Source organism: Roseinatronobacter sp. NSM (assembly GCF_052379845.1).
Classification (GTDB): Bacteria; Pseudomonadota; Alphaproteobacteria; order Rhodobacterales; family Rhodobacteraceae; genus Roseinatronobacter.
Window position 1 is genome coordinate 21,112 of sequence record NZ_JBQTCF010000038.1, and the last position, 12,199, is coordinate 33,310.

Sequence of the window (12,199 nt, forward strand, 5' to 3'; positions counted from 1 at the left end):
CTGAACATGCAGCTGAACAAGGTTCACACCGTCAAAACCGTTGATCGCGTTGCGGCAGAACTGGGCGAAACGACAGGTCGCCTCCATGATCTGGCCATCAGCATGGAGCCCGAAGATGGCATCATACAAATCTTGATCAACATGATACAATTACGGTTGTAGCAAGGGCGTGCTTTTGCGTGCGGCATTATGCAACAGGTTGCGATACCGCTTCTGGCTGCGTTTGAGGTGCTGGCGCATTGCGGTCCGGGCCGCGCCTTCGTCGCGGTCCAGAATGGCGGTGACAATTGCGTCATGCTCTGACTGAATTCCCGAAATATACTCCTGCGACACCTGTTCGTCATCGCTATCGGTCAATGCGCGGCGCGGGATTACCTTTGGCCCGACCATCGTCAGAAAATCTACAAAGCGTGGATTGTTGGTTGCCGCGGCGATGGCTATGTGCAGCGCAAAATCAGCCTCCATGGTGGGCAATCCGGCTTCTGCTGCGCGCTGAACAGCCCCCAACGCCACAAGCAGGCTTTCTTCCTGCACGGGCGAACGGCGCTGCGCAGCCAAAGCAGCGGCCTCGGTCTCGACGGCGGTGCGCAGTTCCAACACCTCTATAACTGACGAAATAAGCGCGAAATCAAGGTTTTGAAATGGCAGGTCCTGCGCCTCGCCGGGTGGGCGCACAAAAACGCCAGCGCCTTGACGGGCCTCGACCAGACCATCCGCGCGCAGCGCTGCAACGGCTTCACGAATGACGGTGCGGCTGACATCAAAATCGCGGGTAAGCTGCGCTTCACTGGGCAGGCGGGCGCCGGGCGCATACTCCCCGGCCAGTATCTGACTGCGCAGCGCCTGCTGCACTGTCTCGACCATGGTTTGCCCGGCTATTTTCTGCATCACCATCTTGCCCATCAACGTATATGTTCACGTTTCAACCACCATAGGATAAATACACCAAGATATGCGACCTGTTTTTACCCATGCCAATGAAGCCCCTGACTTTGGCTGGAGGAATTCCAGAATTCTATCGACAAATCGCAAGTTGTATGATAATTTTCCGTATGCGTATTATGGAACTGCGCCGCGCGCGACGCACACGACCGAATGGGCAGTGGCCTTGATTGCCCTGCACCGCCGCGTTGCGCCAGACACCAGACGCTGTTCATTCTGGCCAGGCTTTCCGGGCTTCTGGTTCTGACTTTCGTGATGGGCCGCATCGTGCCCACCGATCCAGTGCGCGCCATTGTCGGGCAGGATGCAACGCGCGAAGTCTATGAACATGTCTTTCGGCAGTTGGGGTTGGACCGGCCCGACCGGGCTGATATTTGGCACAGTTGACGGGTATTGTGACGGCAAGGTGGACATGGTGTTGATGCGGGTGACCGATATTTTCCTGTCCTTTCCGTGGCACATCCTGTCACTGGCGTTTGTTGTGGCGCTGGGGCGCAGCCTCAACAATGTGATCATTACCACTGCGTTAACGGCCTGGCGCCGTGTTCTGTGCCTGAATGTGCGAACAGTGACAGTCTGTTATGATCACACCCGAATTCCTTCTTGTCTTCACAGGGCAGCGAATTTGTGTAACAAGTTATATGACATATATGGTAATATGTATTAATATATCCTTTACTTCGGTTTTATTTGTCCGATATGATTGCAATCAAATATAAGACCAATTTCAAGGAATCCTTCGGATGATACCCCAAGATATGTTTGCCCCGAACCGGACATGGGCGGCAATTAGTGCCGGCGATCTGCGGCGGGCAATTCTGGATGGGCGGTTCAAACCCGGCGCGCGCTTCCCCAGCGAATTGAACCTGACACAGCGGTTTTCCGTCTGCCGCACCGTGGTCCGAGAAACCTTTGTTGAATCGCGCAGTGAAGCACTGGTTGAAACACGCAAGGGCGCGGGCGCGTTTGTGTGTGACCCCGCGACGCGGATTTCCCGCTTCATCACGCCATTGCGCTGGCAAAACAAAACCGTCGATTTCCTGAATATCTGACCCTTACAAGACCCGGTCTGACGGCACACGCAGAACTTGCCACCGCCGAAGGGCCGCACCGCCCCTACAGGCCAAGCATGAGCATAGTCAGCGAACATGCAAGAATTCCGAATGCGATCATAGCCAATGACAGCACCGCAGCAGAAACCGCCATAAAGGACAATCTTGATGGCAGTCTGCGGCGGTATCGCGCGATGATGCGCAACGCATAATCAAGGAGTGCCCGCCACATGCTGGACTATTTTGATAAACATGCGGGCCCGCCTGACGTTGCGTGGCGCAGCTGCCTGGCTCTGAACCCCATCCTTGTTGATTTCACTCTGCGCAGGCACCTGCGCCACATTGCTTACGATTGAAAGGACCGAACTATGCTTCATGTTGAAACCCGTCACGCAGTGCATGCGGATCATGCAAAAGGCATGGACACAGCTGTATTGCGGTCGCATTTTCTGGCGCAAGGGTTGTTTGCGGATGGGGAAATCCGTCTGGTGTATACCCATTACGACCGTTTCGTTCTGGGGGGTGTCGTGCCTGCCGGGAAGGATTTGACACTTGATCATGTAGATGAAACCAGAACCCCCGGTTTTCTGGATCGCCGCGAGATGGGCATCGTAAATATCGGGGCCACAGGACAGGTCAGCGCGGCCGGGGAAACATGGGAATTGTCCTATGGCGATGTGCTGTATCTTGGCATGGGTGCAGGGCCGGTTACGTTTTCGGGCGCGGGGCGGTTTTATGTGACATCGGCACCGGCACACCGCGCGTTCCCGCACCGGCTGGTGCGTGTGGCCGACGCAAAAGAGGTTAAACTGGGGGCGGCCGAAACCTCCAACAAGCGCACAATCCGGCAGTTCATCCACCCGCTGGTTATGGAAAGCTGCCAGTTGATTTTGGGTTACACCACGCTGGAAGATGGATCTGTCTGGAACACAATCCCCAGTCATATCCATGACCGCCGTATGGAGGCTTATCTGTATCATGGCATGGCCCCTGAATCGCGCGTGCTGCACCTGATGGGCGACCCACAAGAAACCCGCCATCTGTTCGTTGCCAATGAACAGGCGGTGCTTTCCCCGTCATGGTCAATTCATTCTGGCGCAGGGATTGGCGAATACACCTTCATCTGGGCGATGGCGGGCGACAATGTTGATTACACCGATATGGATGTCATCCAGCCGGAGGATTTGCGATGAACGCCTTTGACCTAAGTGGCCGCCGCGCCTTGGTGACAGGGGCCAATACTGGCATAGGACAGGCGATTGCTGTCGCCTTGTCCCATGCCGGGGCCGAGGTAATCGCTGCGGGCCGCCGCCCCTGTGATGAAACGCTGGCGCTGATGCAGGGCGGGCGCGCGCTTTTGCTTGATTTCGCCGACCCGCTGGCCGCACGCGATGTGTTTGGTGCTGAGCCAATTGACATCCTGGTGAACAATGCCGGGCTTATTCGCCGCGCCGATGCCGTCGATTTTTCCGAGGCCGACTGGGATGACGTCATTGACGTGAATCTGAAGGCGCTTTTCTTCACTTGTCAGGCTTTTGCACGGGCGGCGTTGCCGCGTGGGCGTGGCAAGATCATCAATATTGCGTCCTTGCTTTCGTTTCAGGGGGGAATTCGCGTTCCGTCCTACACTGCGTCCAAGCACGGGGTGGCGGGGCTTACAAAACTGATGGCGAATGAATGGGCGGCGCGCGGGTTGAACGTCAACGGAATTGCGCCCGGTTACATCGAAACAAACAACACCGAAGCCCTGCGCAGCGACCCGGCGCGTAGGCAGGCTATTTTGGAACGCATCCCTGCAGGGCGCTGGGGCACACCAGACGATATTGCACAAACTGCCGTGTTCCTTGCGGCCCCCGCATCTGACTACATCAACGGGGCGATTTTGAATGTCGATGGTGGCTGGATGGCGCGCTAGCGCGTGTCGCGTTCAGTCGGCATGGGTCATGGCTGCTGTTGATATATGAAAAATGGCTTGTGGTGCCAGATCGCGCTTCATACCGTTTCGCCAATAGCCGCGCCTGGCCGGCGTTTGGGCGTGTAAAGATTGGGAACGCCAAAACGGCCTGTTTCAAGGATTGCGTTTGAAAACTTGGCGCAGCGATGGCGGGCGCGGGAAGCGGCGGTGTGTGCGCTTCATCAGACCCAACACGCGCAATGTTGTTACAAGGACAAGCCAGAAATCGAACCCCAGTGACCAGTTGCGCTGATAGATCAGATCGATACGCGCCTTGCGCGGCACGCATATTCGGGCGTAAACCTCGTCTGTGCGCTCTGGGGTGGTGCAGCGCGAAAGCAGCCGGTTTTCATGCGCAGCAAAAACCAGACTTGCCAGCCCTGTCACCCCCGGACAGGACTGCAGAACCTGTGCATAAAGTTCCGGAAAGCGGTCAACATACAGGCGCAGCGGCGGGCGCGGGCCGACAAATGAAACATCCCCGCGCAAGATATTCAGCATCTGCGGCAATTCATCCATACGGCTGCGGCGCAATATGCGCCCGGTCGGCGTGATGCGCGCCAGCTTATCGCCGCCAGATACGCCGCTATCCGCCGAAACGGGTGTCATGCTGCGCAATTTCCACAGCCAGAAGGGTTGGCCCGGCGCGCGCATCCTTTCGCTGCAATAGAATAGTGGCCGCCCTTGCCCGACCCATACCATCATCAGGGAAACCAGCAGCATACCCACCAGAATTGGGGACAGAACCAGCAACACAAGCAGATCGAACAAACGTTTTGACCAGCTCATACCATCGGCCTTCCTGTCGGACCCTGCGCGCCGTCGGTCCGCCAGTCCGCGATAATTGCACGCGCATCGGCGCGCCCAACCGGCACAAGACGGGCCAGTTGCGCCATATCCTGCACCACACAGGGCAAGGCATGGGGCGGGGCGGGGCGCCAGTGAACACCCAGACCTGCCGCATGGCACAGATCTTCCATTGCTACGGGGCCGTCCAGCGCCAGGTTTAGTCGCTGCGGAATATGCGCACCGACGCCAGCCCGTTTGACCAGCCGGGCCAGCAGCTCGGAAAATGCACAAGGCCCGATATAGGACCGGCGCGGGCCCTGACCGTCGGCGAATTGGTCCAAAACCCGGTGCATGCCCGCGTCTTGCCCCAGCAGTGCATCGGCGCCAGCGACATTTCCGATACGCAGCGCACATACACTAACCGAATGGTGTCGTGCTTGCGCCGATACTGTCTGTTCCATCTGACGCTTGGCCGCCCCATAGGGGCTGGCCGGGCACAGTGGGTCATCTTCGGCCAAGGGTCGCGCGCCATCCTCCGGCGCTGTCCCATACACTGCCGCCGACGAAGATAAAAACACATGCCGCGCGCCCAAGGCCACCCCCAGCCGCAACGCCGCCAGCCCCAGATCAACATTGCATGCCAGATCACCTGCGCCCGGAACCACCCCGGCAAGCCCCAGCACCACATCCACCGGGCCACAATCGGGCGTCTGGTGCAGTGGATCGAAACATAGGGCACCTGGCAGGGGCGCGGGAACTGGCCTGCGGAACTGCCAAATTGGTCTGATCATATGCCCGCCATGCTGCGGCCAGTGCCGCCGCAGAACCCCGCCCAGACGCCCGCTGGCGCCAAGAACAAGCACGCGTAGCCCTGTCACAGGTTGCTGACGGTGCGCCCGAAGCCCATAAACGACCCGAACAGCCCCAAAACACGCTGTGTCGTTGTGGCCGGGGATTGTGTCGCCATCACGATATCCCCATCATATAACGGAAATTCATCCGCGCTGAACATGCCGCTGGCGCTGGTCAGGTCGAAGCTGAAGACCACATGCGTATGGGGGGGGCCGGTTTCCGGGTTCACGCGTTCAGGTGTATAGCGGCGCATAACCAAAATGCCCTTTGGGTCTGCGCGGCTGTCATCCATTCCGCCCATCAGGGAAATGGCGCGCAGCGCGGTAACAGTATCCGCGTCAAACCCAATGACATCTTCACGCCCGGCGGCACCTATTGCCTTGAAGCTGCGGGGATCGGCAGTGACCAGCACCCGATCCCCGCCGCGCAATGCCGCATCAAGGGCCGGTTTTTCCAGGATTTGGCGCAAGGGCCTGCGAAACACATCGCCCCCGCGGGTGATCTGAACTTGCGGGTTTTGCAACCCGTTCACAACCCCCCCCGCCGAGGCAAGCAGACTGGTCAGCGGCAGGTTGCGTTCCTTCAGCGGATAAGAGCCCGGACTGGCCACACCGCCCAGCACATCGACCGAATTGCGCCGCCCCTGCACCACCTCGACCTGGACCTGCGCAGACGGCATTATCGCAGTCAGCTTGTCCTGAAGATGCGCGCGCGCACCTTGTAATGTCAGCCCGCCAACATGGACGGAATCAATATATGGCAGGTCAACATGGCCCGACCCCGTGACCACAACATTGGAGACATCGGCAAATTGCGCGCCCGGCGCGGTGATCAGCGAGCTTTCACCCGCGTCCCAGATGCGCAGGGCAAGCTGGTCGCCCGGTGCCAGACGCTGGTCCTGCGGCACAGCGCCCCCTGCAGGCCAGTTGGCCGTGACATGCGTTGCATCATGGCCCCATTGCGCATACACGGGCAATCTGTCGCGCGTGACAAGTTCCAGCGCAAAATCGGCCTGTGGGGCGTCCATGTCCGACAAAACCTCTCGGCGGGACGGGGCACCGCGGGGCACGGCACAGCCTGCCACAACAGCGCCGGACAGACTGATCATGAACACGCGTCTTGAAATTATTTTGGGCACAAATTTCCTACCTAGGTTCTGCTTGCCAGTGTTCATATTTCTTGTGCTATGGTTCCCCAAGAAGGTCAATCGCCCGCAGCATTTTTAAGGGCCTGACTGATCTGCATACAACACCGGGCGTCCAGCCTAGTGCTGTCGGGCAACCAGACGCAAGGGCGGCGATGATGGCGTCGCCGCATCGTGCCACATGCGGTCATGAATTTCATGATCCAGCGGTTGGTAACCCAGCGGGGCCTGAAGCAGCAATTTCTGCACCCGAACCAGATCAAAGTTCCGGCAGGCCACTAACAAGGTATCAAGCAGGGCATTCAGGTCATCCGCCACCATGGAAATTTCTGAGGCGGTCATAATGCGTGGGTGTTCGGTTCCTGCGGGGTTATTGCCGATCAGCAATTCTTCATACAGTTTCTCGCCCTTTTTCAGCCCTGTAATCGCAATGCCAATATCGCCGGTTTCCGGCACCGACTGCCCATCTTGCATCAGCATATAAGGGGTCAGGCCATATTGGCGGATCATGGATTTTGCCAAGTCCAGAATGCGGACAGGTTCCCCCATATCCAGCACAAAGACATCGCCCCCCCGCGCCATGGCGCCTGCCTGAATAACCAGTTGCGCGGCTTCGGTTATTGTCATGAAATAGCGCGTGACCTTGGGGTGGGTCACTGTCACTATGTCGCCCTGTTCAATCTGGCGGCGAAAGCGGGGAATGACGGACCCGGATGATCCCAGCACATTGCCGAAACGCACCATGGAAAAGGTGGTCTTTTTTTGTGTTTGCGCTTGCGCCTGACAAATAAGTTCGGCCAGACGTTTTGACGCCCCCATCACATTGGTCGGGCGCACGGTCTTGTCTGTCGAAACCAGAATGAAATTTTCAACACCTGCTTCGGTGGCGGCCTGCGCCAGAATACGGGTGCCGAAGACATTGTTGTGAACGCCCTCAATCAGGTTTTCTTCAACCAGAACGACATGTTTATAGGCCGCCGCATGATAAATGGTTTGCACCTTGAAGCGGCGCAGGATGGCGCGTATCCGGCCCGGATTCTGCACCGACCCCAGAACAGGCACAAGGCGCGCATCCTGTCCGCCGCTGGCATCGGACAATTCGGTGCTTATGTCGTAAAGTGCGGATTCAGATACATCCAGCATAACCAGCTGTGTGGGACCATGCGCTATGATCTGGCGGCACAGTTCCGCGCCAATCGTGCCACCGGCCCCCGTAACCAGCACGACCTTTCCGGCAATGTTGCGCTGCATCAGATCAGGTTTTGCGGGCACGGGGTCCCGGCCCAACAAATCTTCGGGCGTGACCGGGCGCAGATCGGTAAAGGAGGCCCGCCCCGAGATAAGATCACCCATACCGGGAATTGTTTTGACCCCGACCTCAAGTTTCTCCAGACGCGCCACAATTCTGCGCCGGCGCACCCTGTTGACACTTGGCATGGCCAGCAACACTTCCTTTATGTTCCAGCGCCGTGTCAGGTTCGGCAATTCGGCGGTGGAGTGGACGCGCACACCGTTGATTGTCATGCCATGCAGGCGCGTATCATCGTCAACGAAGGCCACAGGCATATATTCCACCCCCAAATGCAGCGCGGCCACAAGTTGTTGTCCTGCATTGCCTGCGCCGTAAATAATTGCAGGCGCACAGCCGCGCAGGATGGGTTTGCGAATAATGCCCCGCGCCCAGAAGCGTATGCCTGCCACCGCCAGCAGAACCAGAATGGCATGAATCAAGGTGACCTCAAGCTTCGGCGCGCCGCCAAGAAATTGCCCGCAAAGCGCCATCGCGCAGGCCCCAAGCGCCACGCCTGAAATGATGGCTGGCATGGATTTTCCGGTGATGTAGCGCGTGATGGCACGGTATAAACCCAGCTTTGCAAAGGTTCCTATGGCGACCCCGGCAAAAGCGGCAAGCCCTATCCAGATTTCGGGCATCATCAGCATGGCAATGCTGTCGCCCCGCAACACAAGCGCCAAAGCAAAACATGCAATGATCAGCACAATATCACAGGCGATAAGAAGCAGTTGCTTGTATCTACGGTCCACAGTGCCAGATAAATATCGCACGATCACCCGGTCGAAAAACATTTGGGCAGCACGCGAAAACGGATCTTGAAAGCTTGGGTCCGGTCGCATTCCAATTCTCCTTGCATCGCATGCTGAAGGACGCAGGTTGTATTTGTCACATTCAAGAAGTAGGATTCTAGAAAAATTTACAGGTCTTAATGGTGTTTCTTATGACATTTTTAACAATGTCGGCACAACACCTTATGCACCTAATGCATCAACGACGCCTGCCATATGACCGCCAGTTGCAACGGGCTGTGCGTTCCTCGCGGCCCTGTGCAGTAGTGCCAGGCGCGCTCATGATGGCCCAATTCAGGCGTTCGGCCATGGCCAGCGCCACAGGCAGGCCGATCAACCATGCGAAGAAGATGATCTTGCGCTATCCAGTCATCCAGCCGCTTAGGGAAAGGCGTCGTCTGGTCACTTCGGTGAAACCTGCCACGCAAGCCGGCCAAGTTTTGGATAAGCATGGCATAGAGCATGTCGCGCAGAACCGGTTCCCATTTTTTCGCAACACGCGCTAATGGGCCAATGGTGAATCCGGCCTAAGCGGATACAGAATTTCGCCATCTTCCTGCCCCCGTGGCCATGCCCCGTCGCGCCGCAGCCGAACCTGCGCCTGCCAGCCGCGCGGGCTGGTGCCTATATGGCGTTTGAACAGCCGCGAAAAATAGTAACAATCCGCAAAGCCCAGACGCTGCGCAGTTTCAGTCACGCTGTGGCCGGCTTCCAGCAATTGCATGGCAATTTCCATGCGCTTGAATTCCTGATATTTCGCAGGTGTAAGGCCCAGACGCTTGCGAAACTCGCGGCGGAAATAGGTGTCATTATAGGGGGCATCGGCCACCACCGCCTCTGCGATCCGGTCGCGCAGCGGTTCGGCGGCAATTTGCGTCGCGGCCATCATCACGGCCATTGGCAGCCCTTCTGATTGGTCCAGCGCGCCATCATGCAGATTATGCCAGCCCAAGAAGGCATCTTCGATAAATTCGTTCAAGATGACCATGAATGCATGGTGCATCATCAACGTGACTGAACTGGCAGGCGCTGTGGCACGATAATGGTGCACCAGCGGCCCCAGCATGTTCCACCGTCTCAGCCGCACGACCGGCCCGTAACGCATGCGTGCCAACAAGTCGTGCCGCCCGAAAAGGTCCAGCCGGAAATGTTGCGCAAGGCCGGTATAAATACTGTCGGGGTCGGGGTTCTGCCCTTGAAACCGTGTGCCCGCGGGAATTAACAACGCCATGCCCGGTTCCAGCCTGTAGGATTGCCCTTCAATCAGATAAACGCCCGTGCCCGACAGGCAAATCACCAGATCATGCACTGCATTGACCTTGTCGATGGACCAACTGTGGGAATGGCGCATCCGTATCGCAGAGCGGGTCAGCGTAAGGTCCAGCGCGCGTTGGGGAATTCCCGAAAGGACAGCGCCGCCAGACGTCCTGTCCCCCAGTGGCAGCGCAGTGTCATGTTCGATTTCGTCCATCTTTTTGTGCCCAATTGTCAATTCCAAACGCTTGATTAACTGGCATATTAGCCGAACACATACGGCAAGCAATGCTTGTTTTGTCAATCGGATCGAGGAGGAGCGATTTGTTGGCGCAGGGTCTGTTAGGGCATCTGAACGCCAGTCTTATGGGGCTGTCCTGCCAGCGCTGTGTGTGGTTTCGGCCATGCTGTCCCGGCGTTCTGCCGCCAAACCGCTTCATCTGAAAGGGAGGATTTATGGAAAGCCGTTTTCTGGGGCTGGCCTATCTGGCCCCATACATAATTGGGCTTCTGGTGTTCACCATGATCCCATTTCTGGCGTCGTTGTATCTTAGCTTCACTGACTACAACCTGATCTCGCGTCCTGTCTGGTCGGGACTGGAGAACTTTCGGGACATGATGTCGGACCGCACCTTCAAGCGGTCCCTGAACGTCACGTTGCTGTATGTATTTCTGACAGTGCCGATCAAGCTGGCCTTCGCGCTGTTTATCGCGGTCATCCTGAATTACCGGCTGAAGGCCATCGGTTTCTTTCGAACCGCATATTACGTTCCGTCCATCCTTGGCGGGTCAATTGCCATCGCTGTGTTGTGGCGCTACATTTTCGCGGATGCCGGTCTTGTTAATCTGGTGCTAACGACGATCGGGCTGGAAGCTGTCAATTGGTTCGGCGATCCGGTCAACGCGCTGTTCACCATCACGCTATTGCGCACATGGCAGTTCGGCTCGGCGATGGTGATTTTTCTTGCCGCATTACAGGCCGTGGACAAGTCGCTTTATGAAGCGGCGGCCATCGATGGCGCGGGCAAATGGCACAGTTTCTTGCACATTACCCTGCCGCTGATCACGCCGGTGATTTTCTTCAATCTGATCATGCAAATGGTGCAGGCGTTTCAGGAATTCAACGGCCCTTATGTCATCACCGGGGGCGGGCCGCTGAAGTCTACCTATTTGCTGCCCCTGTATATCTATGACGAAGCCTTCAAGAATTTCAACATGGGCTATGCCTCGGCCATCGCGTGGGTTCTGTTCGTCATCATCATGGTCCTGACCCTCGTGGCGTTCTGGTCATCGAAGAAATGGGTCTACTACGCGGGCGACAAAAGGAGCTAAGCGCATGGCACTTTCTGAAACACAACTTCCTGCGCCCCCCGGTTCCGCTGCGCGCGGCATCCCCCTCAACCCCGAGGACCGGCGCGCCGAACGGATCTCGGCCTTTGTGCGCTACACGCTGCTTATCGGTGTGGGGTTCTTGATGCTGTATCCGCTGCTGTGGCTGATTGGCGCATCCTTCAAAAGCAATCAGGAAATTTTCGGGTCTATCGGGTTTATCCCGCAAGACCCAACGCTGGACGGCTACCGCAAGGGTTGGGAAACCTCCACACCCTATACTTTCGGGCGGTTTTTCTGGAATACCTTTCTGATCATCTTGCCCAAAACCATCTTCACGGTGATGTCCTGCGCGTTTGTGGCTTACGGGTTCGCGCGGTTTGAATTTCCCTACAAGAAAGTGCTGTTCGCAAGCCTGATTGCAACCTTGTTGTTGCCCAATGTCGTAACGCGCATCCCGCAATACATTCTGTTCCGCGATCTGGGCTGGCTGGATACCTATCTGCCGCTTTGGGTGCCCTCGGCCTTTGCGGGGGATGCATTCTTTGTTTTCATGTTGATCCAGTTCCTGCGCGCCATCCCGCGCGATATGGAAGAAGCCGCCCGCGTCGATGGCGCAAACAGTTTCCAGACGCTGATCTATATTGTGGTGCCAATGCTGACACCCGCGCTGATTTCGGTCGCGCTGTTCCAGTTCATGTGGACGATGAATGATTTTCTTGGCCCGCTGATCTACCTGTCATCGGTGCAAAGCTTTCCTGTCAGTCTGGCGCTGAAACTGTCCATAGTTCGCCCTGTCCA

General features: G+C 57.3%; 15 protein-coding genes. 9 read left to right on the top strand and 6 right to left on the bottom strand.

Annotation, left to right across the window (positions count from 1 at the left end; genetic code table 11):
- The first annotated feature begins 6 nt into the window (after positions 1-6).
- On the top strand, positions 7-162 hold the full coding sequence (locus ACTZWY_RS16970; RefSeq protein WP_444791896.1) for a hypothetical protein: 156 nt from the start codon (positions 7-9) through the stop codon (positions 160-162).
- Here the strand turns inward: ACTZWY_RS16970 and ACTZWY_RS16975 are convergent.
- Entirely contained in the window at positions 151-888 is a 738-nt protein-coding gene (locus ACTZWY_RS16975) for a FadR/GntR family transcriptional regulator (RefSeq protein WP_444791897.1), read from the bottom strand. The two genes, ACTZWY_RS16970 and ACTZWY_RS16975, sit on opposite strands and share 12 nt — an antisense overlap.
- Positions 889-1,095: 207 nt before the next feature.
- Here ACTZWY_RS16975 and ACTZWY_RS16980 point away from each other — a divergent pair, with 207 nt between their 5' ends.
- The 5 genes from ACTZWY_RS16980 to kduD all read left to right on the top strand — a co-directional run bounded on the left by ACTZWY_RS16980 (position 1,096) and on the right by kduD (position 3,909).
- Entirely contained in the window at positions 1,096-1,329 is a 234-nt protein-coding gene (locus ACTZWY_RS16980; protein ID WP_444791898.1) for a hypothetical protein, read from the top strand.
- Between the two features lie 356 nt (positions 1,330-1,685).
- Positions 1,686-1,994 (top strand): winged helix-turn-helix domain-containing protein, encoded by a 309-nt coding sequence (locus ACTZWY_RS16985; protein WP_444791899.1) that lies wholly within the window; start codon positions 1,686-1,688, stop codon positions 1,992-1,994.
- The gene (locus ACTZWY_RS16990) at positions 1,958-2,206 is read left to right on the top strand and encodes a hypothetical protein (RefSeq protein WP_444791910.1); all 249 of its coding nucleotides are present in this window, start codon (positions 1,958-1,960) and stop codon (positions 2,204-2,206) included. The genes ACTZWY_RS16985 and ACTZWY_RS16990 overlap by 37 nt, the downstream gene beginning before the upstream one ends.
- 156 nt (positions 2,207-2,362) lie before the next feature.
- Positions 2,363-3,187: a 5-dehydro-4-deoxy-D-glucuronate isomerase gene (kduI, locus tag ACTZWY_RS16995; RefSeq protein WP_444791900.1), complete on the top strand. Its 825-nt coding sequence runs from the start codon at positions 2,363-2,365 to the stop codon at positions 3,185-3,187.
- Positions 3,184-3,909: a 2-dehydro-3-deoxy-D-gluconate 5-dehydrogenase KduD gene (gene kduD / locus ACTZWY_RS17000; protein WP_444791901.1), complete on the top strand. Its 726-nt coding sequence runs from the start codon at positions 3,184-3,186 to the stop codon at positions 3,907-3,909. The genes kduI and kduD overlap by 4 nt, the downstream gene beginning before the upstream one ends.
- 153 nt (positions 3,910-4,062) lie before the next feature.
- Here kduD and ACTZWY_RS17005 read toward each other — a convergent pair whose 3' ends face one another.
- The 4 genes from ACTZWY_RS17005 to ACTZWY_RS17020 all read right to left on the bottom strand — a co-directional run bounded on the left by ACTZWY_RS17005 (position 4,063) and on the right by ACTZWY_RS17020 (position 8,866).
- The gene (locus ACTZWY_RS17005; RefSeq protein ID WP_444791902.1) at positions 4,063-4,737 is read right to left on the bottom strand and encodes a sugar transferase; all 675 of its coding nucleotides are present in this window, start codon (positions 4,735-4,737) and stop codon (positions 4,063-4,065) included.
- Entirely contained in the window at positions 4,734-5,615 is an 882-nt protein-coding gene (locus ACTZWY_RS17010; RefSeq protein WP_444791903.1) for an NAD-dependent epimerase/dehydratase family protein, read from the bottom strand. The genes ACTZWY_RS17005 and ACTZWY_RS17010 overlap by 4 nt, the downstream gene beginning before the upstream one ends.
- Complete coding sequence (locus ACTZWY_RS17015; RefSeq protein ID WP_444791904.1) at positions 5,612-6,697, bottom strand: polysaccharide biosynthesis/export family protein; 1,086 nt, start codon at positions 6,695-6,697, stop codon at positions 5,612-5,614. Before ACTZWY_RS17015 ends, ACTZWY_RS17010 begins: the two co-directional genes overlap by 4 nt.
- A 156-nt stretch (positions 6,698-6,853) precedes the next feature.
- Entirely contained in the window at positions 6,854-8,866 is a 2,013-nt protein-coding gene (locus tag ACTZWY_RS17020; RefSeq protein ID WP_444791905.1) for a polysaccharide biosynthesis protein, read from the bottom strand.
- 257 nt (positions 8,867-9,123) lie between these two features.
- Here ACTZWY_RS17020 and ACTZWY_RS17025 point away from each other — a divergent pair, with 257 nt between their 5' ends.
- Positions 9,124-9,321 (top strand): hypothetical protein, encoded by a 198-nt coding sequence (locus ACTZWY_RS17025; RefSeq protein ID WP_444791906.1) that lies wholly within the window; start codon positions 9,124-9,126, stop codon positions 9,319-9,321.
- Here the strand turns inward: ACTZWY_RS17025 and ACTZWY_RS17030 are convergent.
- A complete protein-coding gene (locus tag ACTZWY_RS17030; RefSeq protein WP_444791907.1) occupies positions 9,318-10,286 on the bottom strand; it encodes an AraC family transcriptional regulator in 969 nt (322 codons plus the stop codon). The two genes, ACTZWY_RS17025 and ACTZWY_RS17030, sit on opposite strands and share 4 nt — an antisense overlap.
- A gap of 239 nt (positions 10,287-10,525) precedes the next feature.
- On the opposite strand from ACTZWY_RS17030, the gene ACTZWY_RS17035 reads away from it, so the two are divergent.
- Together ACTZWY_RS17035 and ACTZWY_RS17040 are read left to right on the top strand one after the other, a co-directional pair.
- A complete protein-coding gene (locus ACTZWY_RS17035; protein WP_444791908.1) occupies positions 10,526-11,401 on the top strand; it encodes a carbohydrate ABC transporter permease in 876 nt (291 codons plus the stop codon).
- A 4-nt stretch (positions 11,402-11,405) separates the two neighbouring features.
- Positions 11,406-12,199: carbohydrate ABC transporter permease (locus ACTZWY_RS17040; RefSeq protein ID WP_444791909.1), on the top strand; the 794-nt coding region annotated here is incomplete at its 3' end.